This is a genomic window from Mycolicibacterium alvei (genome assembly GCF_010727325.1).
Taxonomy (GTDB): Bacteria; Actinomycetota; Actinomycetes; order Mycobacteriales; family Mycobacteriaceae; genus Mycobacterium; species Mycobacterium alvei.
Genome location: NZ_AP022565.1, coordinates 370,886 through 397,286, shown reverse-complemented (window position 1 = coordinate 397,286; position 26,401 = coordinate 370,886). Strand labels below are relative to the sequence as shown.

Below are 26,401 nucleotides of genomic sequence, written 5' to 3'. Positions count from 1 at the left end.
GCGCCGACCCAACATCGCCCGCACGCTCAGTCCAGCGGTTTCAGCTCCTGCAGCATCGTGGGCACCAGCTCGCTGACGGTGGGGTGGATGTGCATCGTGCGCGAAATCGCGGTGTAGGGCAGTTTCGCCGTCATGACGTCAAGGACGGAATGCACCACCTCGTCGCCGCCAACGCCGAGGATCGCCACCCCCAGAATCTCCTCAGTCTCGGCATCCACCACGACCTTCATGAAGCCCTGGGTCTCGCCCTTCTCCACCGCACGGCCGACCCTGGTCATCGGGCGCTTACCCACCAACGCTTTTCGACCCGACGCGCGCACCTGCTCGACCGTCATCCCGGCCCGGCCCAGCGGCGGATCGATATACAGGGCGTAGGTGGTGACCCGGTCGCTCACGCGACGCGGATCATCATCGAGCAGATTGGCGGCGACGATCTCGAAGTCGTTGTAGGACGTATGGGTGAACGCGCCCTTGCCGTTGCAGTCCCCCATCGCCCAGATGTGCCCGGCGGTGGTGCGCAGCTGATCGTCGACCACGACGTAGCCGCGACTGTCGAGGTCCACGCCGGCGATCTCCAACCCGAGATCATCGGTGTTCGGGATGCGTCCCACCGCGAGCAGCAGGTGCGTCCCCGTGATCGGGTCCGCTCCGTCGCGAGGTGTCACCTCGAAACCACCGTCCCGCTCGGCGAACCGAATCCCGGTGGCGCCCAGCACCACGTCGATCCCCTCGGCCCGCAGGATTTCGGTGATGGTGGCCGAGACGTCCTCGTCCTCACGGGAAGTCAGCCGCGGTCCCTTCTCGATCACGGTGACCCGCGCGCCGAATCGGCGGTACATCTGGGCAAACTCCAGGGCGATGTAGCTGCCGCCCACGATCACCAGGTGCTCGGGGACCTCGTCGAGGTCCAGGATGCCGACGTTCGTCAGGTAGTCGATACCGTCCAGCCCGGGAAAATCCGGAATCACCGCGCGGCCACCGACATTGAGGAAGATACGATCTGCCCGCAACAGCTCACCGTCGACATCGACCGTGTGCGGATCGACGAAACGGGCATGTCCGCGGATGAGCTCCGCACCGCTCATCGCCTCAAGCCAATCCTCCACCCCGTGGCGGTCGGCCAGCATGATCGCATCCTTGCGGGCCTTGACCTTGCCCATGTCGATGTCGATTTCGCCTGTGCCGACACCGAAATCAGCGCCGCGACGCGCAAGGTGTGCGGCATGCGCACTGGCCACCAGGGTCTTGGTGGGGATGCACCCGTAGTTGACGCAGGTGCCGCCGACGAGCTTACGTTCGATCACCGCAACGGTCTGCCCCGCCGCGGTCAACCGGGCCGCCAACGGTGGCCCGGCCTGACCTGCGCCGATGACGATGGCGTCGAAACTGCGCGCGGGCGCCATGAACTACACGACTGCGGTCAGAGCGGCGATCGCAAAAGCGCCGAGTACCGCAATAGCGTCCTCCAGCAAGGCGATCGGCAGGTCATGGCCGCCATTGGCCGCGACCAGACGCCTCCGTGCCTCATACCCACCCAGGGTGCCGATCACGGCGCCGACCAGACCGGCACCCAGGCCGCCGAAGGTGTAACCCCACGCGGTGCCGATCACCGCACCGGCGAACGCGCCGGTGAGCAGACGGGCGATGAACTGTACCGGGGTCTTACGGCTCGGCGTCTGCGGCAACTGATCGGTGACCAACTCCACCACAGCCAGAATGGTCAGCACGGTGACAACGATCGGATGGGCCAACCACTCGGCCCACGTGCCGTCGAGGTTGATCCAGCTCAATGCTGCGGCCCAGGCCACTGCGGCGGGCGCGGCGAAGGTCCGCAATCCGGCCACCACGCCGATCAGCAGGGCCAACAACAGAACCAGAAAATGCGTCATGGCAACCTCCGAGGCCTGGAATTGTCCCCCGGACGCTAACACGCGTGCAGGCGCAGCACGCGGTGATCAGTAACGGCAGAACCGAATATCCGATGCCAGTATCGCTTTGGCGCCGATCGCGGCGATCTGATCCATGATGGCGTTGACGTCGCGGCGCGGCACCAGAGCCCGTACCGCCACCCAATCCGGATCCGCCAGCGGTGCGATGGTCGGTGACTCCAGCCCCGGTGTCACCGCGGTGGCCTGGTCCAAAACCGCGCGCGGGCAGTCATAATCCAGCATCAGGTACTGCTGGCCGAACACCACGCCCTGTACGCGCGCGGTCAGTTGATCGCGCGCAGCCGCGTTGCCATCGCCCTGCGCACCGTCGCGTTCGATCAGCACGGCCTCCGAGTCACACAGCGGCGCACCGAATGCCACCAGTCCGTGCAGCCCCAGGGTGCGACCCGAGCCGACCACGTCGGCGATCACGTCGGCGACCCCGAGCTGAATCGAGATCTCGACCGCACCGTCCAGTCGGATCACCGAAGCCTCGATCCCGTGGGACGCAAGATCCTTGCGCACGAGGTTCGGGAACGAGGTGGCGATCCGCTTGCCCGCCAGATCCTGAGTGGTCCAGTCCCGACCGGCAGGCGCGGCGTAACGGAAGGTCGAGTTACCGAAGCCCAGCGATAGGCGCTCCCGCACCGGAGCATCGGAATCCGCGGCCAGGTCCCGTCCGGTGATGCCCAGGTCGAGCTGACCCGAACCCACGTAGATGGCGATGTCCTTAGGGCGCAGAAAGAAGAACTCGACATTGTTGGCCGGATCGACGACGGTCAGATCCTTGGGGTCACGCCGACGCCGGTACCCGGCCTCGGCAAGGATCTCGCCGGCCGCTTCACTGAGCGAGCCCTTGTTGGGCACCGCGACGCGCAGCATCTGATCGGCCACGGCTCACAACTTCCGGTAGACGTCGTCGAGGGTCAGGCCCCGGGAGATCAGCAGCACCTGTGTCCAGTACAGCAACTGGCTGACCTCCTCGGCGAGCGATTCGTCGCTCTCGTGCTCGGCGGCCAGCCACACCTCGCCAGCCTCCTCCAGGATCTTCTTGCCGAGCCCATGGATGCCGGCGTCAAGGGCGGCCACCGTGCCGCTACCGGCGGGTCTGGTGCGCGCTTTGTCGCTGAGTTCGGTGAACAGGGCCTCGAAGGTCTTCACAGGTATGAATTGTTTCATGCTCGGTGGGGGTCGATTTGTGGGGTGCAATAGAGGGGTGAGCGAACCAGTCGGCGAAGAGCTGCGGACCTACACTGCCCGGGTCGCGGCGATCCGCGAGATTCTGTCCGAACACCTGACCGTGGACGGCCTGGTCCAGAACAATCGCGTCGCCAACCCGATCCGGCCGGTCGATTGCCTGTCCGCGTCCTGGGGCGCCGACGTGGCCCCGGCACCGATCCTGACCGTGTCGATCCACCCGGTGGAGGACTTCGCCGCCGAGGTCGAGGAACTGCGCTACGGCGCCGACTCCGCACGGGGAGCTTACGAGGCTCACCGAGCCGAGCCCGACGAATTCGCCCTGGTGCAGGTGCAGCTGTCCAGCGTCTGGGTGGTCGTCGGGCACTGCGAGGTCTATCTGGCCGCCCGCGACATCTCCCCCGAGAAGCTGGTCGATCCCGCTGTCGCCATCGCCCGCAGGATCGGCTGTACGCCCTACGTCGACGACCATCAACCACCACCACCGCCGCCCGAACCGGCCGGCACCTAGGTCTTGAGCGCGTCGGCGTGCATGTCCTCGAGGTGTTTGCCCTTGGTTTCCTCGACCCACTTCCAGACGAAAAGCAGTGACAGCAGCGCGCAGATCGCGTAGAAGGCGTACGCGCCGCCCAGATGGTCGCGCAGGCCGGGGAAGGTGACCGTGATCAACCAATTCGCCACCCATTGACCGGCTGCGGCCAGCCCCAGCGCAGCCGCCCGGATGCGGTTCGGGAACATCTCACCCAGGAGTACCCAGACCACCGGTCCCCAGGACATGCCGAACGCGACCACGAAGAGGTTCGCGGCAAGCAGGGCGATGGGCCCTGAAACACCCGGCAGCACCGGAATCAACTCACCCTCGGCGTTGGGCCGCAGCTCCGCAATGAACCCGAAGATGATCGCCATCGCGCCCAGGGTCACCGCCATGCCCGCCGAGCCGATCAGCAACAGTGGTTTGCGACCGATCCTGTCGACCAGTGCGATTGCGATCAGCGTGGTCAGGATGTTGATGACCGACGTGATGACGGTGATGACGAACGCCTGACTCTCATCGAATCCCACTGCCTCCCAAAGGATATTGGAGTAGTAGAAGATCACGTTGATACCCACGAACTGCTGGAACATCGACAGGCCCAAACCCACCCAGACGATTCCGTAGACACCGCCTGTCGGCTTGCGCAGATCTGACCATGACGGCGGCTTCTCGGATTTCAGCGAATCCTGGATCCGGGTGATCGTCAGCTCGAGATTCCGCTCGCCGAGCAACATGGTGAGAACCTTGCGGGCCTCCGGAACACGGTACTGCGCAACCAGAAAACGCGGTGACTCCGGAATGGTGAACGCCAGCGCGCCGTACAGCACGGCCGGGATCGACATGGCGATGAACATCCACCGCCAGGCCTCCAGCCCCAGCCACAACTCCTGGTCCGAACCTCCGGCCAGATGGGCCAGCAGATAGTCGATGGCCAACGACAGGAAGATGCCCGTCGCGATGGCCAACTGCTGCAGGGAGCCCAGACGGCCACGGATACGCGGAGGTGAGGTCTCTGCGATGTACATCGGGGCGATGACCGAAGCCACACCGACCCCGACACCGCCGATGATGCGGAACAACACCAGCATCCACACACCGGTCGGCAACCCGAGGATGTGATCGTCGTTGCCCCCGATGAAGTTGACCGATAGGCCCGCACCAATCGCACTGATGAGGAACAGCGCTGCCGCGATCTTCATCACGGCCAGCCGACCGATCTTGTCGGCCAACCCGCCGGCGGTCATCGCCCCGATCGCCGCCCCCAGCAAGGCCGATGCGACGGCGAAACCCAGCTTCCAGCCGCCGATATCGAACTGCCGCTCGATCGCTGACACCGCCCCGTTGATCACCGCGCTGTCGTATCCGAACAGCAGGCCACCCAAAGCAGCGACCGATGCGATCCTGACCACCTTGCCGCTGTATTCGGACTCCTCGTAATCCAACCCGGGTGCAGAGTCACCGACCGGTCCGTGAGTCATGCGACACCCCTCCGCAGCAATGCGTGATATGGGTCACATTGAATCACACGGTGCGATCAGGCGGTGCGTTCTCCGGCTTGGGAATTCAGTTCGGAATGCACGGCCCGCAGACCGGCCACATCGAGATACGACAGCGACGAAGCGTGCCTGCGCCGTGTCCCCGTGGGTACCTCCACATCGTTGGGCACCACCAGGACCGGGCAACCGGCCGCCTCGGCCGACGCCGTGCCGGTCGCCGAATCCTCCACCGCCAGGCAGGATGCTGTGGAGACGCCGAGAAGATCGGCCGCCCGCAGATACGGGTCAGGGGCCGGCTTGCCGCTCGCGACCTCGTCACCGCAGACGGTCACCGAAAAGTAGTGGCGGCCAATGCTGTTCAGCGCACGCTCAGCCAGATCCCGGCGAGTGTTGGTCACCAGCGCCATCGGAATCTCGGCGGCGGCCAGACCGTCGAGCATCTCCTGGGCGCCGGGCCGCCACGGCAACCCCTGCTCGAAGAGCTCACCGGTGTAATCGTGCAGCCAGTCCGCGGATTCGGCCATCGCCGCCGGATCGGGATTCAGACCGAGATCGTCGTAGACGATCCGCATCACGTTCTCCGATGAGCCACCCACGGTGGATTCGCGGACCTCGGGCGTGAGCACCGCCCCCATCCGGGCATACAGCGCGTGCATCGCCAAGTCCCACAGCTTTTCGGAGTCGACGAGTGTGCCATCCATATCCCACAGCACCGCACGCATGTTCCGATTGTCCCATCGCCGAAGGAAGCAGCGGAAATCGTGTGACTCAGCGCACGGCGGAGGCCGAGACGTCCGCGCTCAGTCCTCCGGGTTGTAGGCGAGGTTGGAGCCGAGCCAGCGTTCAGCTTCGCCCAGGGTCCAGCCCTTGCGCTTCGCGTAATCGGCGACCTGGTCCTGAGCCATCCGGCCGACGACGAAATACTGCGACTGCGGGTGGGAGAAGTACCAACCGCTCACGGCAGCACCGGGCCACATCGCCATCGAGTCGGTCAGTTCGATGCCGGTCCGTTCCGTGACGTCCATCAACTTCCAGAGCGTCGCCTTCTCGGTGTGCTCCGGGCAGGCCGGATAGCCGGGGGCCGGGCGGATTCCGACGTACTTCTCCCCGATGAGCGCCTCGTTGTCCAGGTGCTCGTCGGGCTGGTTCCCCCAGAACTCCTCGCGGACCCGTTGGTGCATCCGTTCGGCGAACGCCTCGGCCAGCCGGTCGGCCAGGGACTCCAGCAGGATTGCGCTGTAATCGTCGAGGGCAGCCTTGAACTCCATGATCTTGTCGGTGCTACCGAGGCCCGCGGTGACGGCGAAGGCGCCTACGTAGTCGGCCAGACCGGTTTCTTTGGGCGCGATGAAGTCGCCGAGGCTCCGGTTCGGGATACCTTCCCGGTGCTCACCCTGCTGGCGCAGATTGTGCAACGTGGTCAGCACCTCGGTCCGGGTGTCGTCGGTGTAGACCTCGATGTCGTCGCCGACCGCGTTCGCCGGGAAGAACCCGATCACGCCGTTGGCCCGCAGCCACTTCTCCTTGATCAGGGTGTCGAGCATCTCCTGGGCGTCGTCGTACAACTTGCGCGCAGCCTCGCCCGACGCCGGGTTGTTGAGAATGTCGGGAAAACGGCCCTTCATCTCCCAGGCGTTGAAGAACGGCTGCCAGTCGATGTACTCACGCAGCTCGGCGAGGTCGTAGTTCTCGAATTCCCGCACGCCGAGACCCTGTGCAGGCACCGGCGGGGTGTAGCCGTCCCACTCGATCGGCGTCCGGTTCGCGCGGGCCTTCTCCAACGTCAGCATCGGCCGCTCATTCTTCTGCGCGTGCCGTTCGCGAAGTGCTGCATAGTCGGCCTCGGTGGACTCCAGCAGCGCCGGACGCTGCTTGTCGTCGAGCAACGCGGCGGCGACCGGCACCGAGCGGGAAGCATCCTTGACCCAGACGACCGGACCGCTGCGACGTGGCGAAATCTTCACCGCCGTATGGGCACGCGACGTGGTCGCCCCACCGATCAGCAGCGGGATCTCGAACCCCTGGCGTTCCATCTCGACGGCGAAGTTGACCATCTCGTCCAGGGACGGGGTGATCAGGCCGGACAACCCGACGATGTCGGCGTTGTGCTCCTTCGCCGCGTCCAGGATCTTCTGCGCCGGCACCATCACACCGAGGTCGATCACGGTGTAGTTGTTGCACTGCAACACGACCCCGACGATGTTCTTGCCGATGTCGTGGACGTCACCTTTCACGGTCGCCATCACGATCGTGCCGTTGGTGCGCTCGGCGTCGCCGGGCTGCTTCTCCGCCTCGATGTACGGCAGTAGGTACGCCACCGCCTTCTTCATCACCCGGGCCGACTTCACGACCTGGGGCAGGAACATCTTGCCTGCGCCGAAGAGGTCACCGACGACGTTCATCCCGTCCATCAGTGGGCCTTCGATCACCTCGATCGGCCGCCCTCCCGCGGCGGAGATCTCGGCCCGCAGCTCCTCGGTGTCGATCTCGACGTCGGCGTCGATGCCCTTGACCAGGGCGTGTGTGATCCGTTCGCGGACCGGCAGGCTGCGCCACCCCGCCGCGGCCGGATCTTCAGCCTTGTCCGCGCTGTTGAACCGTTCGGCGATCTCCAGCAGCCGCTCGGCGGCGTCCGCCCGACGGTTCAGCACGACGTCCTCGATCCGGTCCCGCAACTCGGGATCGATCGAGTCGTAGGGCACCAGCGCGCCGGCGTTGACGATGCCCATGTCCAGGCCGGCCTTGATGGCGTGGAACAGGAACACCGCGTGGATCGCCTCGCGGACCGGGTTGTTGCCCCGGAACGAGAACGACACGTTCGAGATGCCACCGGAGAGGTGCACGCCGGGCAGGTTCTCCTTGATCCAGGCGCAGGCCTCGATGAAGTCGATCCCGTACGTCGCGTGCTCCTCGATACCGGTCGCCAGGGCAAAGCAGTTCGGGTCGAAGATGATGTCCTCGGCCGGGAAGCCGACCTCTTCGGTCAGGACCCGGTAGGCGCGCCCGCAGATCTCCTTGCGGCGCTCCAGGTTGTCGGCCTGCCCCTGCTCGTCGAAGGCCATCACGACGACGGCGGCGCCGTACTTGCGGCACAGCCGGGCCTCGCGGATGAACTTCTCCTCGCCCTCCTTCATGGAGATCGAGTTGACGATCGGCTTGCCCTGCACGTTCTTCAGGCCCGCCTCGATGACCTCCCATTTGGAAGAATCGATCATCACCGGGACGCGGCTGATGTCGGGCTCGGACGCGATCAGCTTGGTGAACCGGTCCATCGCGGCGACACCGTCGATCATGCCCTCGTCCATGTTGATGTCGATGACCTGCGCACCGACCTCCACCTGCTGCAGGGCGACCGACAGCGCGGTGTCGTAGTCCTCGGCCTTGATCAGGTTGCGGAACCGGGCCGAGCCGGTGATGTTGGTGCGCTCACCGATGTTGACGAACAGGGAATCCTCGGTGATGTTGAGCGGCTCCAGCCCCGACAGTCGGGTGGCCACCGGAATCTCCGGCAGGACCCGCGGCGGCTTGCCCTCGACGGCTTCGACGATCTTGGCGATGTGCGCCGGTGTCGTCCCGCAGCAACCACCGGCCAGGTTGATCAGGCCGGCCTCGGCGAACTCCGCAATATAGGAGGCCTGGCTCTCCGGGGATTCGTCATACTCGGCAAAGGCGTTGGGCAGGCCCGCGTTCGGATAGCAGGAGACGAAGGTGTCCGCGATCCGCGACATCTCGGCGATGTAGGGCCTCATCTCGGGCGCGCCGAGGGCGCAGTTGAGTCCCACCGCGATCGGGTTGGCGTGCCGGACCGAGTTCCAGAACGCCTCGGTGACCTGACCGGACAGCGTGCGCCCGGAAGCATCGGTGATGGTGCCAGAGATGATCACCGGCCAGCGGCGCCCGCGGTCCTCGAACAGCGTCTCGAGGGCGAACACCGCGGCCTTGGCGTTCAGCGTGTCGAAGATCGTCTCGATGATGATGAGGTCGGCACCGCCGTCGACCAGGCCGCCGGCAGCTTCACGGTAGGCGGCAACCAGCTGGTCGTAGGAGACGTTGCGCGCGCCGGGGTCGTTGACATCCGGCGAGATCGACGCGGTCCGCGTCGTCGGGCCCAGAGCGCCGGCGACGTAGCGCGGCTTGTCCGGAGTACTGAATTCGTCGCAGGACTTTCGGGCCAGGGCGGCGCCGGCGTAGTTCACCTCGTAGCTCAGGTCCGCCATGCCGTAATCGGAAAGAGAAACCGCGTTCGCGTTGAACGTGTTGGTCTCCAGGATGTCGGCGCCCGCCTCGAGGTACTCACGGTGGATCGCCTCGATGATGTGCGGCTGCGTCAGGTTCAGCAGATCGTTGTTGCCCTGAAGATCGCTTGGCCAGTCCTTGAACCGCTCGCCGCGATAGCCGGCCTCGTCGGGCCGGTCCCGCTGGATCGCGGTGCCCATCGCGCCGTCGATCACCATGATCCGCCGGCCCAGCGTTGCCGTCAGTGCGTCGGTGCAGTCGGGGCGAATGTTCGGGTCAAAGATTTTTGGCTCGGGGGCGTTCACAATGCACTCCTTCCATAACGGAAGGCGTCCTTGACTCTGCCGAGCGTGGCGGTTATCGAGAGGGGGCCCAGCCCCCTCACATAACCGTTGCAACGCCTCTCGACCAGATGAGTCTACGTCGTCACCCGATCGACGTATGGACGCCCAACTCGTCGCTGCGATCGACCCGACCCACTTGCAACACGTGCCCTTGACCAGATTGCTGCCGAACGCATTTCGTCGCTACCGAGCCGGCGCCCACCACCATGCTCTGCGACACGGTGTCGACCTGGTCGACGTCGCGGGCAGATCGGCCGGCGGCAGCCACGTCAACAGGGTAGTCGGTCTATCAAACCAGCTGATGGGCGTGGCGGCGACCCGCGGGCACAACGGGCTCGTCGGCACCATCGGAGGGCTTACGCTGAAGGTGTGACACCGTCGTATCCGAACGCTGGCCGGCGTATGAACCTGCCTGACTTGAAGGACGCCATCGTCGTGGCTGCCTTCGAGGGTTGGAATGACGCCGGTGATGCGGCCAGTGACGCGCTGGACCATCTGGATGAGATCTGGGAAGCCCAGCCGATCGTGGAGATCGATGACGAGTCGTACTACGACTATCAGGTGAATCGTCCGGTGATCCGCCAGGTCGACGGCGTCACGCGCGAACTCGTATGGCCCTCGATGCGGATCTCGCACTGCCGTCCCCCGGGCAGCAACCGGGACGTGGTGCTCATGCACGGCGTCGAGCCCAACATGCGCTGGCGCACCTTCTGCGCCGAATTGCTGGCCATCGCCGACAAGCTCAACGTGGAGACCGTGGTGATCCTGGGCGCGCTGCTGGCCGACACCCCGCACACCAGACCGGTCCCGGTGTCGGGCTCGGCATATTCGGCCGAGTCGGCGAAATTCTTCGGCCTGGAGGAGACTCGCTACGAGGGGCCGACCGGGATCGCCGGGGTGTTCCAGGACGCGTGTGTGCAGGCCGGCATCCCGGCCGTGACCTTCTGGGCCGCGGTCCCGCACTACGTGTCACAGCCACCCAGCCCCAAGGCCACGGTGGCCCTACTGCGCCGGGTGGAGGACGTGCTGGACGTCGAGGTGCCGTTGGCCGATCTGCCTGGCGCCGCCGAGGAATGGGAGCAGGCCGTCACCGAGATGACCGCCGAGGACGAGGAGATCGCGGATTACGTCGCCTCCTTGGAGGAGCGCGGCGACGCCGAGGTCGACATGCACGAGGTGCTCGGCAAGATCGACGGCGACGCGCTGGCGGCCGAGTTCGAGCGCTATCTGCGACGCCGCGGCCGCTGAGCTGGGCCGCTGAGCGGCCAATTCAGCTTCGGCCGCTGAGCGGCTGAGTGGCCAGTTACGACACGGAAATGGCCGGGCAGCGTGTCACAACTGGCCGTTGAGCCTCGGAGAGTTACTTCTCTTCCAGCGCCTCGATGCGGGCACTGGTCGAACGGCCCAGCGCCGCCGCCTCGGCGTCGAGTTTCGGCAGCAGCGTCGGGGTGAACTTGAGGATGTCGCGCTCGGCCAGTGGCGTGGTGACGAACGGCCGGATCCACCGGAATGCCTCGACCCACTGCGGGCTGTAGATGCGCTTCTTGCGGCCCTCGATGCCTTTGACGAAGGCGGCGCCGCAGGCGTCGACGGTGGTCGTCCGGTTCAGGGGCGGCGGCAGCTTGGACAGCATCTCTCGGAATGCCGAGAGGTCTGACTTGGCGTCCTGCACCAATGGCGTGTCGATCCAGCTCATGTGGGCCGAGCCGACGTCGACGCCGAGGTGGGCCACCTCGAGGCGAAGCGTGTTGGCGAAGTACTCGGCACCGGCCTTGGAGGCGTGATAGGCGGCCAGCCCGGGTGCCGAGGTGAACGCGGCAAGCGAGGACACCACCAGCACGTACCCGCGGCGCTTGACGACGGACGGGAGCGTGGCCCGCACGGTGTTGAACACACCCGTCACGTTGATGTCGACGACCCGTTTGAACGCCTCCGGGTCCACCTGCATGACCGAACCGAAACTGGCGATACCGGCGTTGGCCATCACGATGTCGATACCGCCGAATCGCTCGACGGCGGCGTCGGCGGCCTTCTGCATCGCGGGCAGATCGCGCACGTCGGCCAGTGCGGTCAACACATGCTCCTCGCCGAGTTCGGCGGACAGCGCGCTCAGCGGCGCCTCATCGAGGTCGGTGAGTACCAGGTTGGCACCCCTGCGACGCAATCTGCGGGCCACTTCGGCGCCGATACCGCGTGCACCGCCGGTGATGAAGACGACTTTCCCGTTCACAGAACCCATGGCCGCAACGTACCCCACCGGGGTGCCTCCGACGAGGTCTACAGTGCGACGCCCAGGAGCGCATCCACCACGTCGGCGACCCGGCGCGGCGACGTGGTGTCATGCCCGCCGTAGGTCAGCGCATCGGTACACCAACCATCCAGTGCCGCAAGCGCTTTCGGAGTGTCCAGATCGTCGGCGAGATACTGCCGCACCCGGGCCACCACATCGGTGGCATCCGGACCCGCGGGCAGCGCGGTGGCGCTGCGCCAGTGCGTGAGCCGGGCGTTGGCCTCGTCGAGCACCTCATCGCTCCAGTACCGGTCGCTGCGGTAGTGCCCGGCGAACAGGCCGAGCCGCACGGCCGAGGGATCCACCCCTTCGGCGCGCAGCCGCGAGACCAGCACGAGGTTGCCGCGGCTCTTGCTCATCTTGTGGCCGTCCCAGCCGATCATGCCCGCGTGGACGTAGTGACGAGCGAAACGTCGCTCCCCCGTGACCGATTCGGCGTGCGCGGCAGAGAACTCGTGGTGCGGGAAAATCAGGTCGCTGCCACCGCCCTGGATGTCCAGGCCGGAGCCGATGCGGGTGAGGGCGATCGCCGAACACTCGACATGCCAGCCCGGCCGGCCCGCCCCGAACGGTGACGGCCAGCTGGGCTCGCCCGGCCGCTCGGCGCGCCACAGCAAGGCGTCGAGTTCGTCGCTCTTGCCGGCCCGGTCGGGGTCGCCGCCGCGCTCGCCGAACAGCCGCACCATGGTGTCGCGGTCGTAGCCCGACTCGTAGCCGAACTGCACGGTGGCGTCGGCGCGGTAGTACACGTCGGGGTACTGGGCATCGTCGACGACGTAGGCCGCGCCCGCGGCCAGCATCTTCTCCACCAGCTCGACCACCTCGGAGATGGTCTCGGTAGCGGCCACATAGTCATGCGGGGGCAGGACCCGCAGCGCGGTCATGTCGTCGCGGAACAACTGTGTCTCGCGGTCACCGAGGTCACGCCAGTCGATGCCGTCGCGATCGGCCCGCTCGAACAGCGGATCATCCACATCGGTGACGTTCTGCACGTAGTGCACGGCGTGCCCGGCGTCCAGCCACAGCCGGTGCACCAGATCGAAGGCCAGGTAGGTCGCGGCGTGGCCCAGATGCGTGGCGTCATACGGGGTGATGCCACACACGTACATGGTGGCCGTCGGTCCCGGGGTGACCGGGCGTACCTGCCGGTCGGCGCTGTCGTACAGCCGCAGCTGCGGACCACGCCCTTCCAGCACCGGAATTGACGGTGCCGACCATGATTGCATGGCCTCGACTCTAGGGTGCTCGCTCAGGACGGCCTCCCGCCGGTCGGTCACCGGGCCGCCCCGATCGCCTCCAGCAGGATCGGTGCCAGCTCCTTGCGGCACATGACGAAATCCGGCAGGTAGGGGTCGGCCCGGTTGTAGCGCAGCTCCGAGCCGTCCAGCCGGGACGCGTGCAGGCCCGCGGCCAGCACAACGCCCGCAGGCGCGGCCGAATCCCACTCCCACTGCCCGCCGGCGTGGATGTAGGCGTCGACGTCACCGCGCACCACCGCCATGGCCTTGGCCCCGGCCGAGCCGATCCGCACCATCCGGAAATCAAGTTGTTCGCGCATGCGCCACAGCACCGCCGGGGGGCGATTCGAGCTCGCGGTGATCAACAGCGGCCCGGCCCGGCGCGGCCTGGGCGGGCTGACGGTGTCGCTGCGGTACACCTCACCGCGGGCGGGCAGGGCCACGACGGCGTCCGACAGTCCCCCGTCGACGCCGACCGAACGCTGCCACAGGGCGATGTGCACGGCCCAGTCCTCACGGCCGGGCATCGAGAACTCATGCGTGCCGTCGACGGGGTCGACGATCCACACCCGGTCGGCGTCCACGCGGGACAGGTCGTCGACCGCCTCCTCGCTGAGCACGGAATCGCCGGGGCGGGCCTTGGCCAACCGGTCCAGGATCAGTGCGTTGGACCGTCGGTCGCCCTCGTCGCCGAGATAGTAGGGGTCGTAGAAACCGATCTCCTCGCGCACGACCAGCAGCAGCTCGCCGGCCTCTTCTGCCACTGCGGCGGCCAGAGCGGCGTCGGTCGAGTGCATCGAATCAGTATCCGTGGCACGCCGTATTGGTGCGGTGGCGGGTCCGGTTGAGCCAGTAGTGTCAGATTCCGCCGCCGACACCGAGGAGATCCGTGACCGAGCAAACCCCTGTCGACAACCTGTCCGACTCGTGGCGCTGGAAGTTCGATTTCTTCGACACCTACGGCCTGCCGAGTGCGAGTCCCGAGGCCAAGGCCGCCTTCCGCGAACTCAGCTTCATGGCCCGGATGCGGCTCAACTCGAACATCCTGGCGTTCCTGTTCGGTTCGATCTACTTCTTCGTCAAGGGCATGTGGCGCAAGGGTCTGACGCTGCTGGGGATCACAATCGCGGCGGCGGTGGTGTTCACCGCGGTCGGCGTCAGCGACAATGTCGGCCGGGCCATCGGGATCGGCATTGCGGTGCTGGCGATGTCGACCGCGAACTACGCCTACTACCTGCACGTGACGCGCAACAGCCAGTCCTGGAATCCGTTCGAGGGGTTCGGGCGCGCCCGTTAGACCTCGCCTAGAAGGCCGGCCACGGGATCGGCCGGTGCCGATCGGGAGTCGGCATCACCGGATTATTCAGTAGCCCAACGATTCTGGACCGCAAGGCGGCAATCTCGGCCGCGGTGATGTGGGTACACAACTGCTCGGCCACGCCGCCGAAGCCGTCGCGCAGTGCCGCGACGTCGGCCAGCGTTTCGTCGTCGACGGGCTTGCCGGCCCAACCCCACAACACGGTCCGCAGCTTGTCCTCGACGTGCAGGCTCACCCCGTGGTCGACGCCGTACACGGCCCCGTCGAGCCCGGAGAGGATGTGTCCGCCCTTGCGGTCGGCGTTGTTGATCAGCACGTCGAACACCGCCATCCGGAACAGGCGGGGATCATCGGCGTGTACCAGCGTCACCTCGTCGCCGGCGTAGTCGTAGGCCTGCAGGATCGGCAGGAAACCCGGCGGGAGGTTTCCGGCCGGCAGCAGGTCCACCAGGTCGGGGGCTGCATCCGGCTCGTCCCCCACCTGATCGCCGGGCTGGTCCACCCAGCGCTGAATCATCCCGGGACCGGCCGGTCCGTCACGAATAATGGTGCGGGGCACGATATTCCAGCCCAATGCGGCCGAGACCAGGTAGGCGCCCAACTCGCGGCCGGCCAAGGTGCCGTCGGGAAAATCCCACAGCGGTGCCTCACCCCGGATCGGCTTGTACACGCAGTGGACCTGCCGGTCGCCGGAAGTCGCCTCACACAGGAAGGTGGCATTGCTGGCCGACCGGATGCGGCCGATCACCGTCAGCTCGCCGTCGGCCAGGACCGCGCCATCGTCGGGACCGGGATCGAGATCGGGGCTAGGTGTCGGCGTCATCTTCAGAGCCGGCCATCTCGCCGCGCCGGTAACCGTTGGTGCGCACGCAGATGTGCCCTTCGGGGTCCAGCGGCTCCTCGCACAGCGGACAGGGTGGGCGGCCGGCCGAGATCACCCGGTTGGAGCGGGTGGCGAACTCCCGGGCCGACTCCGGGGTGAGAAACACCCGCACGGCGTCGGGGCCGTCCTCGGCGTCGTCCAGCACCACCGAGGCGTCGAACTCGCCCTCGGAGACCGCCAGCAGCTCCACCACGACGGTCTGCGCCTCCGAATCCCAGCCCAGCCCCATCGTCCCGACGCGGAACTCGGCGTCGACCGGGGTGACCAGTGGCAGCAGATCACCGATTTCACCGGTTTCCGGCGGAATCGGCGTGCCGAAGCGGCGGTTGATCTCGGTCAAGAGTGCGGCGATTCGCTCAGCCAGCACCGCGACCTGCTGCTTCTCCAAGATCACCGAGATCACGCGTTTGTCGTGGACGGCCTGGAGATAGAACGTGCGGTTACCGGGTTGGCCGACAGTCCCGGCCACGAAACGGTCGGGAGTGCGGAATACGTGAATTGCGCGGGCCATGGCACCTTCCAAAATACCGGTAGGGGTGCTGCGGGTCAGTTGGTGGACCCACCCACCACGGCGTCCGTGGCGGGTTTGGCGGCCAGCCCGGCGCTCAACTGCGTACCGGTGTGGTTGATGTGCATCACAAATGGGCGCAGCTCGGTGTAGCGGATCACGCTCATCGACGCCGGGTCGGCGGTAATGCGCTGAAACCCGTCCAAATGCACGCCCAACGCATCGGCGAGCACCGCCTTGATCACGTCGCCGTGCGTGCACGCCAGCCACAACACGTCGGCGCCGTGTTCCTCGGCCAACGCACGATCGCGTTCCCGCACCGCAGCGACCGCCCGGGCCTGAACCTGCGCCAGCCCCTCGCCCTCGGGGAACACCGCCGCGCTGGGCTGCTGCTGGACCACGGACCACAGAGGTTCCTTCACCAGTTCGCCGATGGTGCGGCCGGTCCAGCTGCCGTAATCCACCTCGGTGAGCCGTTCGTCGACGATCGGCTCCAATGTCAGCGCCCCGGCCAACGGAGCCACCGTGCGCGCGCAGCGCAACAGCGGGGAATGAACGATCGCGGTCACCGGCAACTCCCCGATGCGTGCGACGAGGCCGGCGGCCTGCTCGGCACCGCGCTCATCGAGATCGACGCCCTCACTCCGGCCGGCCAGGGTGTGCGCGGTATTCGAGGTCGAACGGCCGTGCCTCAGCAGGATCACGGTCATATCTGCTCCTCCGTCCAGATCATTGCGCGGCGACCACCCCGGTCGCCAGCAGGGCCAGCACCACCGCGCCAAGCACCACTCGATATCCCACGAACCAGTACATGCTGTGCGCCACCAGGAATTTCAGGAACCAGGCCACTGCCGCATAACCGACGACGAACGCGATCACCGTGGCCAACAGCAGCTGGGCGCCGGTGGCGCTCATCCCTTCCCCGACGGGGTGGAAGGCGTCGGGCAGTGAGTACAAGCCGGAGGCGAACACCGCCGGAATCGCCAGCAGGAATCCGAACCGGGCTGCCAGCTCGCGCTCCATACCCAGGAAGAGACCGGCGCTGATGGTCGCTCCGGAGCGCGACACCCCGGGGACCAACGCCAGGCACTGGGCCAGGCCGACGATGATGCTGTCGCGCCAGGTCAACTGCTCGACGCGGCGGGCCTGTCGGCCGGAGTACTCGGCTGCGGCGATCACCACCGAGAACACGATCAGCGCACTGGCCACCAGCCACAGATTTCTTGCGCCGGTGCGGATTTCGTCCTTGAACAGCAGGCCGAACACCCCGATCGGAATGCTGCCGATGATCACCCACCAACCCAGCCGGTAGTCGGAGGACCGGTGTTCCGCATTGAACAGCCCGGAAAACCAGGCCTTGATGATCCGGCCGATATCCCTGGCGAAATAGACCAGCACGGCGAGCTCGGTGCCCAGCTGGGTGACCGCTGTGAACGAGGCGCCCGCGTCGTCGTCGAAAAACACCCGGGAGGTGATCGCAAGGTGCCCCGAGGACGAGACCGGCAGAAATTCGGTGAGCCCCTGGACAATCGACAACACCACCACTTGCAGCCAGGACATGGCTCCGACGTCAGTCACGACGACGACCGTACCGTGACGACGGCAGTGAGATACGTCAGCGAGCGGTGCGCGAAACCGGCTGCGCGCCGGCGACCGCGTCCCGGACCGTTGCCGACAGGCTGCGTTCGTCAGACAGGTCGATATCGGTCAGTTTGCGGGTGGCCATGGCCACCACGTCGTCCTCGCCCGGAACCGGGCCGGACAGCCGCGGGCGGTAGACCTCGATGACGAGTTGCTGACGTTCGATGTGGAACGAAAAACTCCGGCCATCGCCAACTTGGCCAAACCCGCTGGCGTGTACACCAGTGGAGATGTCCTCCATAGCAAACTCTCGGTTACCCAGTTCCCGGTCTGCGGCGAGGGTCATGGTCGAACCATACCTCGACTTATGCCGCGTTGGTCGCAGACGCCACCTTTTCTGTTCAACGGCCATGCCTAAACTGGATTCCTGCACGTCACCGACCATCCACCTACGATCGAGAGCAATCCGTTGCGCCCATTCCTCGCAGGTCAGCCAGTTCGTGCCGGCCTCCTCGCGCTCGCCCTGCTGCTCTCCGCGGGGTGCACGTCCAATCCCACCGACGCGCCACCCCCCACCATCGAACCCGCTCAGGCCGCGGTTTCACCTCCCGTCACGGCCACCCCGGACGGCGAGATCCGGCAATTGCGCGGGCATGCCACGAGCGCGGTATTCGACCCAGCAACCGGCACACTGGCCGTTCTGACCCCAGGCGGCGAAGGCCAGTCGACCCTGAGCCTGCTGACCGGCAGCCGACCGCCGCGCGAGGTGACGCTGATGCCCGCGGCCACCGCACTCAGCGTCGACGGCAAGGGTGACGTCCTGGCGGCCGCCCGGGGTGGATACTTCCGGGTCGACCTGGCCGACGCCAAGGCCAGCAAAATCGACGTGGACGGCGCCCAGGGCGTCGACTTCACCGCGATCGCGCTGCGCGCCGACGGTAATCCGGTGCTGGGCAGCGCCGACGGAGCGGTCTACACCTTGGGCAGTGACCGCGCCGTGGCTGCCCGACTCAAGATCTTCGCCCGGGTCGATTCGCTTGTCACACAAGGAAACACCGCAGTGGTGCTGGATCGCGGGCAAACCTCGGTGACCGCCGTCAATCCCAGCGGCACCAAAGCTGCACAGGCACTGCGGGCCGGCGAAGGCGCCACCACTCTGGCCGCCGACACACAGGGCCGAGTCCTGGTCGCCGACACCCGCGGCGATGAGCTACTGGTGTTCGGTGCAGATCCCTTGATCATGCGGCAGCGCTACCCGGTGCCCGCCGCCCCCTACGGCCTGGCCGGATCAGACAAGCTGGCCTGGGTGTCGCAGACCGCCGCCAACACCGTGATTGGTTACGATCTCTCCACCGGCATACCGGTGGAAAAGGTGCGTTATCGAACCGTGCAGCAACCGAACTCCCTGGCCTACGACGACAAGTCCGACACCCTCTACGTGGTATCGGGGTCGGGAGCGGGTGTTCAGGTGATCGGCAGCGCGTCGGGTCACCGATGACCACCATTCAGCAGGGCCGCATGCCTCCCGGGTGGGAGAGGGTCGTCGCCGAGGACCGTTCCGAGGAGTACGACTGGATTCCGTTGCGGCTACCGCCGGATGTCACCAGGATCAGCGCCTCGATCCGGTTGTCGATCGAGGCCGAGTACCGCGGCTGGGAATTGACCCGGGTGCGGGCCTATACAGATGGGAGCCGACGGGTGTTGTTGCGGCGCAAGAAATCCGCGTCATCCATGCCGGGCACACCCAAGGCGCCTTCGCTGTGATGTACGCGGCTCTGCGCCGGGCCCTGTTCCTGGTGTCGCCCGAACGCATTCACGTGTGGGTGTTCGCGCTGCTGCGCGCCGTCACCGGCCCGGCGATCCTGCGTCGGGCCCTGGCGGGTCGGCTGGCGCCCACCGACCCGGCGCTGGCCAGCACGGTGTTCGGGGTCCGGTTCCCCGGCCCCATGGGCCTGGCCGCCGGTTTCGACAAGGACGGTCGCGGCCTGGAGACCTGGGGAGCGCTCGGGTTCGGGTACGCCGAGGTCGGCACCGTCACGGCGCAACCGCAACCCGGTAACCCCGAGCCGCGGCTGTTCCGCCTGCCCGACGACCACGCGCTGCTCAACCGGATGGGGTTCAACAACGAGGGTGCCGGCGCGTTGGCGATCCGGCTCGCCCGGCACACCCCCGACGTGCCCATCGGGGTCAACATCGGCAAGACCAAGCTGACCCCGGCCTCCGACGCGGTGGCCGACTACGCCGAGAGCACCCGTTTGGTCAGTGCACTGGCCTCCTACCTCGTCGTCAACGTCAGCTCCCCCAACACCCCGGGGCTGCGGGACCTGCAGGCGGTGGAGTCGCTGCGACCGATCCTGGCCGCGGTCAAGTCGGAGACCAACAAGCCGGTGCTGGTCAAGATCGCCCCCGACCTCTCCGATGCCGACATCGACGAAATCGCCGATCTGGCAGTTGAATTGAAGTTGGCCGGCATCGTTGCCACCAACACCACGGTGTCCCGCGACGGGCTGGTCACCCCCGGCGTAACCGATCTGGGCACCGGCGGCGTCTCCGGACGCCCGCTGGCACACCGGTCCCTGGAAGTGCTGCGCCAGCTGTACCGACGGGTGGGCGACAAGCTCGTCCTGATCAGCGTCGGCGGCATCGAAACCCCCGACGACGCGTGGGAACGGATCACCTCCGGGGCGACCCTGCTGCAGGGCTACACGGGGTTCATCTACGGCGGCGGACTGTGGGCCAAACAGATTCACGACGGCGTCGCCGAGCGGCTGCACACCGGCGGGTTCGCATCGCTGACCGACGCGGTGGGCTCTGCTGCACGCTGACCCGACCGCGAGCGTGCACAAACTGCGCCCCGCGAGCGGCATGTCGTGCAGCAGATACGCGCGCTCGCGGTGCGCAGGTGAGGTGAGTTACTTCTGCTCGTAGGTGCCGTGGATGACGGCGCGGGCGATGGCCTGCCCGAACAGGTTGAAGCCCAGGTAGGCCGGGGTGGCACCTTCGGGCAGCCCCAGCGACTCGACCGGCAGGGCATGGACGGCGATGTAGTACCGGTGCGGACCGTGGCCGGCAGGCGGGGCCGCACCGAGGTAGCGCCGCAGGCTCGCGTCGTTGGTCAGCGTGACGGCCCCACCGGGCAGGTCGCCGCCGTCGCCGGCGCCGGCAGGCAGATCGGTCACCGTGGCGGGCAGATCGGCCACCGCCCAGTGCCAGAAGCCCGAGGCGGTCGGTGCATCGGGGTCGTACACCGTGACCGCGAAGCTCTTGGTCTCGGCCGGGAAGCCCGACCAGCTCAGCTGCGGCGAGATGTCCGAGCCGCCGGCCCCCATGATCCCGCTGACCTGGTCATTTGCCAGCGGCCCGCCATCGCTGACCGATTCGGAGGCCAGGGTGAACGTCGGCAGCTTCGGCAGGCTGTCGTACGGAGATGTGCTCATGGTTCCCTCTCGTCGTGACTCATGTCGTCGTGGCTCGTGCAGTCAGCAGTTCCGCAAAAAGTGTTCCAGAACGCCCGCGCCGAACTGCAGCGCGTCCACCGGCACCCGCTCATCGACACCGTGGAACAGTGACGCGAAGTCCAGTTCCGGTGGCAGCCTCAGCGGAGCGAATCCGAAGCAGCGAATCCCCAACCGCTGGAACGACTTCGCATCGGTTCCACCCGACATCATGTAGGGCACGGTGCGGGCCTCGGGATCCATCGCCAGGATTGCTGCGTTCATCGCGTCCACCAGATCACCGTCGAACGTGGTCTCGTAGGACGGCAGATCCCGCTCCCAGCTGCGCGTGACCTCGGGGCCGATCAACGCGTCGACCTCACGCTCGAAGGCCTCCTTGCGGCCCGGCAGCACCCGGCAGTCGATCACGGCCTCCGCCGACGCGGGGATCACGTTGGCCTTGTAGCCGGCCTTGAGCATGGTCGGGTTGGCGGTGTCACGCAGGGTGGCCGACACGATCCGGGCCACCCCGCCGAGTTTGGCGATGGTGCCGTCCAGGTCCGGCGAGTTCACGTCGAAGTCGTAGCCGGTCTCCTCGGCCACCGCGGTGAGGAACTGCTCCACGGCCGGATTGAGCACCAACGGGAACTGGTGGCGGCCCAGCCGGTCCACCGCACCGGCGATGGCCGTCACGGCGTTGTCGTCGTGCACCATCGAGCCGTGCCCGGCCCGGCCGCGTGCGGTCAGCCGCATCCAGGCCAGCCCCTTTTCGGCAGTCTCGATCAGATACAGCCGACGCTCCCCGCCGTCCTTGCGGGGCACAGTCAGCGAGAACCCGCCCACCTCACCGATCGCCTCGGTCACACCGTCGAACAGGTCGGGCCGGTTGTCCACCAGCCAGTTGGCCCCGTAGGTGCCGCCGTGTTCCTCATCGGAGACGAACGCGAACACCAGGTCCCGGGGCGGGACGATGCCGGACCGCTTGAAATGCCGGGCCACCGCCATGGTCATCCCGACCATGTCCTTCATGTCGACCGCGCCTCGGCCCCACACGTAGCCGTCCTTCACGGCACCGGAGAACGGGTGCACGCTCCAATCGGCGGGCTCGGCCGGGACGACGTCGAGATGCCCGTGGATCATCAGCGCGCCGCGCGTGGGATCGGCGCCGGGCAACCGGGCGAAGACGTTGCCGCGGCCGGGTGCCCCGGCCTCGACGTATTCGGTTGTGTAGCCGACCTCACGGAGTCGGTCGGCCACCCATTCCGCACAGTCCGCTTCCGGCTTGGTGGTCGCGGGGTCACCGGTGTTGGAGGTGTCGAATCGGATGAGCGCACTGACGAGATCGACCACCTCGTCCGCGCTGGAGGCGGGGACAGTCACAGTCACATTCGTACCACTGGAACACCGGTTTGGGTCCGGGGCACTCGATCCGATAACCTTAGGCGCCCGACCCCGAGTGGTTGGCAAGTCCGAGTGGCGGAATGGCAGACGCGCTAGCTTGAGGTGCTAGTGCCCTATTAACGGGCGTGGGGGTTCAAGTCCCCCCTCGGACACCCTTGTGAATCGAGCAATCGGTTACCGGTAACCCCGGCCTTCGGCCGGGGTTTTTTGTCCGCCAGGCCAGTAGCTGCGGTCCCAGCCACCCTGGCGAGCGCCATGTGGTCGCATCAGTTGTAATTCCCATTGCAGGACAGTCGTTTTGGCCGCTTGCCGGGAGCAGGGGGTCAGAAGCGTGACGGCGCTATACCGCCTGATCCACCCGTGATCACCGCCACCTTGCCGTCAAGCTTTCCACGGCCACTCCATTCAGTGATTACCTGGCCGGCGAACTCAAGCATCTGGTCGAGGCTGGGGAACATCGCGAAGGCATCCACAATCGCCTCATCAGCACCGGACCCGGCCAGGCGCGCGAGCCTGGCGACCACCTCGTCAACGGACGTGCCCGGTTCCAGGTTGATCCGCATCGCTGTCTTCAACGCATCGGGATCGCGGCCGGCGTCCTTGGCCGCACGGCGCGCAATCGACCACAGGCGATCGGTGACCTCGGCCTGCAGCCCCTCGACTCCGAGCCAGCCGGTGCCACTGCGACCGACCCGGCGCATCGCGGCCTCGCTGGCGCCACCGATCCAGATGGGCGGACCGCCGGCCTGCACCGGGCGCAGGTCGGCATGGACCGGCGGCAGCGAGAAGAACTCGCTGTCCCAGGACACAGGGGTGGTCGTCCACCACTCGCGCAGGAACGCCAGCAGGTCATCGAGCATCTGTCCGCGCCGATGCCAGTTCGCACTGCGGGCGATGTCGTGTTCGTCCTTCATCCACCCGATTCCCACGCCCACGTCGAGGCGGCCTTCGCTGAGCACTTCGAGCGTGGTCAGCAGCCGGGCCAGGTGCACCGGCTCGTAGTAGAACGTGTTGAGCGTGCTGGCGTTCAGCCGAATCCGACTGGTCGCGGTGGCCGCGACCGTCCACAGCAGCACCGGATCGAGATAGCGGGTCATCTGCGGCGGGTACGGCTGTTCCCTGCCCGGATAGACGCTGTGCATCTCAACCGGGGTGACCAGCCGATCCCCGACCCACAACGTGTCGTAGCCAAGGTCCTCGAGTCCGCTGCAGAACGCGCTGAGACCAGCGGCGCTGCTGATAGCGGGCCCGACAATGGGAAGTGCGAAACCAAGCTTCATGATGAGAGTCCCCTCCTGCCATTTAGGTGATATATCAACCATCAACAGGGCGCACGATGCCCCTGTTCGTTCACGGCCCGGAACGCCCTCGGCGTCCAGCCGGTCAGGCGGCGCCGAGTGCGAAGTCGAAACTCCCCACCCCATGGCGCGCGAGACCCATCACGACCAGGCCGGTTCCTTCCAGCCAGTGCGCCATGCCCAAACCGCCGACGTCGAGCGGGCGCAGCCCGAGGCTCTCGATGAACTCCGCCACGCCCGCCTTGGCGCGTGCGTCGTCGCCGGCGATGAAGACGTCGAGCGAGCGGCCCTGGGTCAGGACGACACCGAAAGTGGTGTTGAACGCCTTCACCACGCCGGCTCCGGCCGGGGCCGCCTTGGCAACTTCCTGCGCGATCGAGGTGTCATCGGGAATGGCCAGCCCGTCGGCCGCGGCATTGAAGGGGTTGCTGATGTCGACGATGACCTTGCCCGCGAGGGCGTTTCCGTACTGGGCGACGACCGGGACGACATCGGCGTACAACAGCGCCACGATGACGATGTCCCCGGTCGGAACGGCGCCGAACTCTCCTGCCGTCGCGCGGCCGCCGAGAGCCTTGGCCAGGTCAGCGGTTTTGGACCGATCTCGGCCGATGACCTCGACGGTGTTGCCGCCCGCTACTGCCAGTGCGCCGATGCTGCGGGCCATGTTTCCGGTGCCGATGATGCTGATGCTGCTCATAAGGTGTCCTGTCATGACTTACGATCGAAAGGTTGACTCCTCCACCTTAAGCCGCATTGGTTGATGGGTCAACCAATCAAGAGAGGATGGAGGCTGATGGAACCGAACTGGCTGAGTCCTCGTGAAGACCGCGCCTGGCGGGCCTTCATGCACGCGCATCATCAACTCGTCGTTCACCTGAACCGCGGCCTGCAGGAATCAGGCCTGTCCGGCGCCGACTACGAGATCCTGGCCGTGCTCTCGGGTGACGACAGAGACGCCATGCCCGCCCACGAGTTGTGCACCACACTGGGCTGGGAGAAAAGCCGTGTCTCCCACCAGGTGCGGCGTATGCAGAAGGACGGGCTGATCAGCCGCGAGCCCAACCCCGACGATGCCCGCAGCACCATGGTCGGCCTGCTGCCGGCCGGCCGCGCCGCCATCGAGAAGGCTGCGCCTGAACATGTGGCGGACGTCCGCCGGAATTTCATCGACCTGCTCAGCCCGGCCGAGCTCGACATGCTCACCGCCCTCAACGAACGGATCCTGCACCGCTTGGCAGAAGGCGACGGCTCCCCCACCGAAGACGAGCTCTCCTAGCATTCGCCAGACGGGCCACCAACGGCTGCTCGGCCGAGACAGATTGGCGCACTTCGCATTTTCGGCTCCGCGATCACACTCAAGCCGGGTTCAACTTCCCGGCGGCGGCGACAACCCAGGTCAATTCCTTGTGGAAGATGTCGCTGTGCGCCCCTGACGGGCTCTTGTCCTCGATCACCACTTCCGACGCATTCAGATTCAGGATCCGACCGGGTTGGAACGGGTAGGTCGTATTCACCGCACCCAGGCTCTGGGTTTGAGACTGGTACGCCCCGTGCGAACCCATGGCCCGCCAGCGGAACAGCGGATCCTCGGCCCCGGCCGCATCCTCGCCCGCCGCGGCCGAGGCCAACGGATAGAACGTCCCCAGCGCCCGGTCATGACTGGAGAAACAGACCGTCAGCGGGCCGTCGATACGGGTGAGCAGCCCCGCCAGTTCACCCGCACCCTTCCGGAACGGCAACCGCTCGGTGAACGTGAAGCGCGAGTACGCGCCCTGCAACAAGGTCACCGCCTTGACCGGTGAGGGTTGGACCTCGCTCATCCCGGCAAGGGCGTAGGACACCACCCGCGCTCCGAAGCTGTGCCCGACCAGGTGAATCCGCAACCCGGAAAAATCGGCGTGCAGTGCATCGATGACGGGGCCCAACCCGCGTCGGCCCACCACCCCGGCGCGGTTCTTCATCTTCCAGTAGCTCAGCTGGCGCAGGGCTTCCTTGGCGCCATGCCACAACCTTCCGGCGATGTCACCGAGGCCGGCCGCTCCTCCGCCCCCACCGTCATCGAATTGCACACCGGCAGATGCTAATTCGTCGGCAAAGGTGGTAAACAACTCCTCCGGATCCTGGTGTTCGGCGAGCATCCCGGGCCCGGCGTCCGGGGTGGCCACCTCACCGTCGTTGAACCCGGCCTGCGTGGCGGCGCTGAACGCGCGCAGCGCGTCGAGCAACTCGGGCAGGCGATCGTTGCTCGGCGGGGCCGCCAGCAGACCGGCGATGGTGTCCAATTGTGCTTTGCCGTCGGGAAACAGCTCCTTGAGCTCGTCGAGCTGGGCCGCATCGATGGTGACCGGCCCAGCGGGCGTCCCCACCACCTCGTCGCCCAATGCGGCCGCACCCGCACCGTCGTGTGCCACCGGTCCGGAGAAATCCGGGATCGGCTCGTCACGCCAGAGTTGAGACGGCCACCGCAGCCCGACGAAGCCGACCGCGCGGGCCGGGTCGAGTTGTGGGGCCAACAGCCCGAACCACCGCTCGTACAACGACGCCGCGGCCGCTTCGTCGTTGTTCCAGCCGTGGGAGAAGATGACCAGATCGGTCAGTCCCGCCGCACCGATCCGACCCGTGAGATCGGCCAGCACCGCTGGATCCGGATCGCCCTCGGCATCGAACACCAGTCGCCAGATCCGTTCTGCCACATCGTTGGTCATCGGAGT

General features: G+C 66.7%; 28 protein-coding genes and 1 tRNA gene. 8 read left to right on the top strand and 21 right to left on the bottom strand.

What is annotated here, in order from left to right:
• Positions 1-26: 26 nt before the first annotated feature.
• The 4 genes from G6N44_RS01825 to G6N44_RS01810 form a co-directional block, all read right to left on the bottom strand.
• Positions 27-1,403, bottom strand: coding sequence for an FAD-containing oxidoreductase (locus G6N44_RS01825; RefSeq protein ID WP_163660615.1), 1,377 nt, complete (start codon positions 1,401-1,403; stop codon positions 27-29).
• A gap of 3 nt (positions 1,404-1,406) precedes the next feature.
• The gene (locus G6N44_RS01820; RefSeq protein ID WP_163660613.1) at positions 1,407-1,889 is read right to left on the bottom strand and encodes a DUF4126 family protein; all 483 of its coding nucleotides are present in this window, start codon (positions 1,887-1,889) and stop codon (positions 1,407-1,409) included.
• Between the two features lie 66 nt (positions 1,890-1,955).
• Complete coding sequence (hisG, locus tag G6N44_RS01815; protein WP_163669487.1) at positions 1,956-2,810, bottom strand: ATP phosphoribosyltransferase; 855 nt, start codon at positions 2,808-2,810, stop codon at positions 1,956-1,958.
• Positions 2,811-2,825: 15 nt separating this feature from the next.
• Entirely contained in the window at positions 2,826-3,107 is a 282-nt protein-coding gene (locus tag G6N44_RS01810; protein WP_163660611.1) for a phosphoribosyl-ATP diphosphatase, read from the bottom strand.
• Positions 3,108-3,144: 37 nt separating this feature from the next.
• Here G6N44_RS01810 and G6N44_RS01805 point away from each other — a divergent pair, with 37 nt between their 5' ends.
• Positions 3,145-3,636: a hypothetical protein gene (locus tag G6N44_RS01805; RefSeq protein WP_163660609.1), complete on the top strand. Its 492-nt coding sequence runs from the start codon at positions 3,145-3,147 to the stop codon at positions 3,634-3,636.
• On the opposite strand, the gene G6N44_RS01800 is transcribed toward G6N44_RS01805, so the two are convergent.
• The 4 genes from G6N44_RS01800 to G6N44_RS01785 form a co-directional block, all read right to left on the bottom strand.
• Positions 3,633-5,138, bottom strand: coding sequence for a sugar porter family MFS transporter (locus G6N44_RS01800; RefSeq protein ID WP_163660607.1), 1,506 nt, complete (start codon positions 5,136-5,138; stop codon positions 3,633-3,635). The two genes, G6N44_RS01805 and G6N44_RS01800, sit on opposite strands and share 4 nt — an antisense overlap.
• A gap of 56 nt (positions 5,139-5,194) precedes the next feature.
• A complete protein-coding gene (locus tag G6N44_RS01795) occupies positions 5,195-5,878 on the bottom strand; it encodes an HAD family hydrolase (RefSeq protein WP_163660605.1) in 684 nt (227 codons plus the stop codon).
• Between the two features lie 78 nt (positions 5,879-5,956).
• Positions 5,957-9,697, bottom strand: coding sequence for a methionine synthase (gene metH, locus G6N44_RS01790; protein WP_163660603.1), 3,741 nt, complete (start codon positions 9,695-9,697; stop codon positions 5,957-5,959).
• Between the two features lie 121 nt (positions 9,698-9,818).
• Positions 9,819-10,004, bottom strand: coding sequence for a hypothetical protein (locus G6N44_RS01785; RefSeq protein WP_163660601.1), 186 nt, complete (start codon positions 10,002-10,004; stop codon positions 9,819-9,821).
• A gap of 134 nt (positions 10,005-10,138) precedes the next feature.
• Between G6N44_RS01785 and G6N44_RS01780 the strand changes: the two genes are divergently transcribed.
• On the top strand, positions 10,139-10,984 hold the full coding sequence (locus G6N44_RS01780) for a PAC2 family protein (RefSeq protein ID WP_276039146.1): 846 nt from the start codon (positions 10,139-10,141) through the stop codon (positions 10,982-10,984).
• Between the two features lie 112 nt (positions 10,985-11,096).
• Here the strand turns inward: G6N44_RS01780 and G6N44_RS01775 are convergent, their stop codons facing one another.
• From G6N44_RS01775 to G6N44_RS01765, 3 genes are read right to left on the bottom strand one after another with little or no spacing between them, the layout of a single operon-like run.
• Entirely contained in the window at positions 11,097-11,975 is an 879-nt protein-coding gene (locus G6N44_RS01775; protein WP_163660597.1) for an SDR family oxidoreductase, read from the bottom strand.
• A gap of 38 nt (positions 11,976-12,013) precedes the next feature.
• Positions 12,014-13,252 carry a cysteine--1-D-myo-inosityl 2-amino-2-deoxy-alpha-D-glucopyranoside ligase gene (gene mshC, locus G6N44_RS01770; RefSeq protein ID WP_163660595.1) on the bottom strand — a complete coding sequence of 413 codons (1,239 nt, stop codon included), beginning with the start codon at positions 13,250-13,252 and terminating at the stop codon, positions 12,014-12,016.
• A gap of 47 nt (positions 13,253-13,299) precedes the next feature.
• The gene (locus G6N44_RS01765) at positions 13,300-14,061 is read right to left on the bottom strand and encodes a 3'(2'),5'-bisphosphate nucleotidase CysQ (RefSeq protein ID WP_163660593.1); all 762 of its coding nucleotides are present in this window, start codon (positions 14,059-14,061) and stop codon (positions 13,300-13,302) included.
• 92 nt (positions 14,062-14,153) lie between these two features.
• Between G6N44_RS01765 and G6N44_RS01760 the strand changes: the two genes are divergently transcribed.
• Positions 14,154-14,561 carry a DUF2628 domain-containing protein gene (locus G6N44_RS01760; RefSeq protein ID WP_163660591.1) on the top strand — a complete coding sequence of 136 codons (408 nt, stop codon included), beginning with the start codon at positions 14,154-14,156 and terminating at the stop codon, positions 14,559-14,561.
• A 7-nt stretch (positions 14,562-14,568) separates the two neighbouring features.
• On the opposite strand, the gene G6N44_RS01755 is transcribed toward G6N44_RS01760, so the two are convergent.
• Genes G6N44_RS01755 through G6N44_RS01735 form a run of 5 tightly spaced genes read right to left on the bottom strand, consistent with a single transcriptional unit; the run spans position 14,569 to position 17,900 of the window.
• Positions 14,569-15,405: an Rv2133c family protein gene (locus tag G6N44_RS01755; RefSeq protein ID WP_163660589.1), complete on the bottom strand. Its 837-nt coding sequence runs from the start codon at positions 15,403-15,405 to the stop codon at positions 14,569-14,571.
• The gene (locus tag G6N44_RS01750; protein WP_163660587.1) at positions 15,389-15,976 is read right to left on the bottom strand and encodes an Rv2134c family protein; all 588 of its coding nucleotides are present in this window, start codon (positions 15,974-15,976) and stop codon (positions 15,389-15,391) included. Before G6N44_RS01750 ends, G6N44_RS01755 begins: the two co-directional genes overlap by 17 nt.
• A gap of 35 nt (positions 15,977-16,011) precedes the next feature.
• The gene (locus tag G6N44_RS01745) at positions 16,012-16,683 is read right to left on the bottom strand and encodes a histidine phosphatase family protein (protein WP_163660585.1); all 672 of its coding nucleotides are present in this window, start codon (positions 16,681-16,683) and stop codon (positions 16,012-16,014) included.
• Positions 16,684-16,702: 19 nt separating this feature from the next.
• Complete coding sequence (locus G6N44_RS01740) at positions 16,703-17,533, bottom strand: undecaprenyl-diphosphate phosphatase (protein ID WP_163669485.1); 831 nt, start codon at positions 17,531-17,533, stop codon at positions 16,703-16,705.
• Between the two features lie 55 nt (positions 17,534-17,588).
• A complete protein-coding gene (locus tag G6N44_RS01735) occupies positions 17,589-17,900 on the bottom strand; it encodes a hypothetical protein (protein WP_163660583.1) in 312 nt (103 codons plus the stop codon).
• A 123-nt stretch (positions 17,901-18,023) separates the two neighbouring features.
• Between G6N44_RS01735 and G6N44_RS01730 the strand changes: the two genes are divergently transcribed.
• From G6N44_RS01730 to G6N44_RS01720, 3 genes are read left to right on the top strand one after another with little or no spacing between them, the layout of a single operon-like run.
• Entirely contained in the window at positions 18,024-19,052 is a 1,029-nt protein-coding gene (locus G6N44_RS01730) for a YncE family protein (RefSeq protein WP_163660580.1), read from the top strand.
• Positions 19,049-19,318, top strand: a complete 270-nt coding sequence (locus tag G6N44_RS01725; protein ID WP_163660579.1) for a DUF5703 family protein — start codon at positions 19,049-19,051, stop codon at positions 19,316-19,318. The genes G6N44_RS01730 and G6N44_RS01725 overlap by 4 nt, the downstream gene beginning before the upstream one ends.
• Positions 19,318-20,379: a quinone-dependent dihydroorotate dehydrogenase gene (locus tag G6N44_RS01720; protein ID WP_163669483.1), complete on the top strand. Its 1,062-nt coding sequence runs from the start codon at positions 19,318-19,320 to the stop codon at positions 20,377-20,379. Before G6N44_RS01725 ends, G6N44_RS01720 begins: the two co-directional genes overlap by 1 nt.
• A gap of 87 nt (positions 20,380-20,466) precedes the next feature.
• On the opposite strand, the gene G6N44_RS01715 is transcribed toward G6N44_RS01720, so the two are convergent.
• Together G6N44_RS01715 and G6N44_RS01710 are read right to left on the bottom strand one after the other, a co-directional pair.
• Positions 20,467-20,991 carry a YbhB/YbcL family Raf kinase inhibitor-like protein gene (locus G6N44_RS01715; RefSeq protein WP_163660577.1) on the bottom strand — a complete coding sequence of 175 codons (525 nt, stop codon included), beginning with the start codon at positions 20,989-20,991 and terminating at the stop codon, positions 20,467-20,469.
• 42 nt (positions 20,992-21,033) lie between these two features.
• Positions 21,034-22,368 carry a M20/M25/M40 family metallo-hydrolase gene (locus G6N44_RS01710; protein WP_163660575.1) on the bottom strand — a complete coding sequence of 445 codons (1,335 nt, stop codon included), beginning with the start codon at positions 22,366-22,368 and terminating at the stop codon, positions 21,034-21,036.
• Between the two features lie 87 nt (positions 22,369-22,455).
• Between G6N44_RS01710 and G6N44_RS01705 the strand changes: the two genes are divergently transcribed.
• Positions 22,456-22,541 (top strand) — tRNA-Leu (locus G6N44_RS01705).
• 171 nt (positions 22,542-22,712) lie between these two features.
• Here G6N44_RS01705 and G6N44_RS01700 read toward each other — a convergent pair.
• Together G6N44_RS01700 and G6N44_RS01695 are read right to left on the bottom strand one after the other, a co-directional pair.
• Complete coding sequence (locus tag G6N44_RS01700) at positions 22,713-23,669, bottom strand: TIGR03619 family F420-dependent LLM class oxidoreductase (protein WP_163660573.1); 957 nt, start codon at positions 23,667-23,669, stop codon at positions 22,713-22,715.
• A gap of 103 nt (positions 23,670-23,772) precedes the next feature.
• Positions 23,773-24,387 (bottom strand): NADPH-dependent F420 reductase, encoded by a 615-nt coding sequence (locus G6N44_RS01695; RefSeq protein ID WP_163660571.1) that lies wholly within the window; start codon positions 24,385-24,387, stop codon positions 23,773-23,775.
• Positions 24,388-24,483: 96 nt separating this feature from the next.
• Here G6N44_RS01695 and G6N44_RS01690 point away from each other — a divergent pair, with 96 nt between their 5' ends.
• The gene (locus G6N44_RS01690; protein WP_163660569.1) at positions 24,484-24,966 is read left to right on the top strand and encodes a MarR family winged helix-turn-helix transcriptional regulator; all 483 of its coding nucleotides are present in this window, start codon (positions 24,484-24,486) and stop codon (positions 24,964-24,966) included.
• A gap of 79 nt (positions 24,967-25,045) precedes the next feature.
• Here G6N44_RS01690 and G6N44_RS01685 read toward each other — a convergent pair whose 3' ends face one another.
• Entirely contained in the window at positions 25,046-26,395 is a 1,350-nt protein-coding gene (locus tag G6N44_RS01685; protein ID WP_179964461.1) for an alpha/beta fold hydrolase, read from the bottom strand.
• Positions 26,396-26,401: the final 6 nt, after the last annotated feature.

Bases quoted from the DNA above. Each gene is read 5' to 3' on its own strand.
- G6N44_RS01700 (WP_163660573.1), bottom strand. From the start codon at position 23,669: ATGAAGCTTGGTTTCGCACTTCCCATTGTCGGGCCCGCTATCAGCAGC.
- G6N44_RS01715 (WP_163660577.1), bottom strand. From the start codon at position 20,991: ATGAGCACATCTCCGTACGACAGCCTGCCGAAGCTGCCGACGTTCACC.
- G6N44_RS01775 (WP_163660597.1), bottom strand. From the start codon at position 11,975: ATGGGTTCTGTGAACGGGAAAGTCGTCTTCATCACCGGCGGTGCACGC.
- G6N44_RS01685 (WP_179964461.1), bottom strand. From the start codon at position 26,395: ATGACCAACGATGTGGCAGAACGGATCTGGCGACTGGTGTTCGATGCC.
- G6N44_RS01720 (WP_163669483.1), top strand. From the start codon at position 19,318: ATGTACGCGGCTCTGCGCCGGGCCCTGTTCCTGGTGTCGCCCGAACGC.
- G6N44_RS01755 (WP_163660589.1), bottom strand. From the start codon at position 15,405: ATGACGCCGACACCTAGCCCCGATCTCGATCCCGGTCCCGACGATGGC.
- G6N44_RS01690 (WP_163660569.1), top strand. From the start codon at position 24,484: ATGGAACCGAACTGGCTGAGTCCTCGTGAAGACCGCGCCTGGCGGGCC.
- G6N44_RS01735 (WP_163660583.1), bottom strand. From the start codon at position 17,900: ATGACCCTCGCCGCAGACCGGGAACTGGGTAACCGAGAGTTTGCTATG.
- G6N44_RS01725 (WP_163660579.1), top strand. From the start codon at position 19,049: ATGACCACCATTCAGCAGGGCCGCATGCCTCCCGGGTGGGAGAGGGTC.
- G6N44_RS01765 (WP_163660593.1), bottom strand. From the start codon at position 14,061: ATGCACTCGACCGACGCCGCTCTGGCCGCCGCAGTGGCAGAAGAGGCC.
- G6N44_RS01810 (WP_163660611.1), bottom strand. From the start codon at position 3,107: ATGAAACAATTCATACCTGTGAAGACCTTCGAGGCCCTGTTCACCGAA.
- G6N44_RS01695 (WP_163660571.1), bottom strand. From the start codon at position 24,387: ATGAGCAGCATCAGCATCATCGGCACCGGAAACATGGCCCGCAGCATC.
- G6N44_RS01740 (WP_163669485.1), bottom strand. From the start codon at position 17,533: ATGTCCTGGCTGCAAGTGGTGGTGTTGTCGATTGTCCAGGGGCTCACC.
- G6N44_RS01780 (WP_276039146.1), top strand. From the start codon at position 10,139: ATGAACCTGCCTGACTTGAAGGACGCCATCGTCGTGGCTGCCTTCGAG.
- G6N44_RS01800 (WP_163660607.1), bottom strand. From the start codon at position 5,138: ATGACTCACGGACCGGTCGGTGACTCTGCACCCGGGTTGGATTACGAG.
- G6N44_RS01795 (WP_163660605.1), bottom strand. From the start codon at position 5,878: ATGCGTGCGGTGCTGTGGGATATGGATGGCACACTCGTCGACTCCGAA.
- mshC (WP_163660595.1), bottom strand. From the start codon at position 13,252: ATGCAATCATGGTCGGCACCGTCAATTCCGGTGCTGGAAGGGCGTGGT.
- G6N44_RS01825 (WP_163660615.1), bottom strand. From the start codon at position 1,403: ATGGCGCCCGCGCGCAGTTTCGACGCCATCGTCATCGGCGCAGGTCAG.
- hisG (WP_163669487.1), bottom strand. From the start codon at position 2,810: ATGCTGCGCGTCGCGGTGCCCAACAAGGGCTCGCTCAGTGAAGCGGCC.
- G6N44_RS01750 (WP_163660587.1), bottom strand. From the start codon at position 15,976: ATGGCCCGCGCAATTCACGTATTCCGCACTCCCGACCGTTTCGTGGCC.
- G6N44_RS01745 (WP_163660585.1), bottom strand. From the start codon at position 16,683: ATGACCGTGATCCTGCTGAGGCACGGCCGTTCGACCTCGAATACCGCG.
- G6N44_RS01820 (WP_163660613.1), bottom strand. From the start codon at position 1,889: ATGACGCATTTTCTGGTTCTGTTGTTGGCCCTGCTGATCGGCGTGGTG.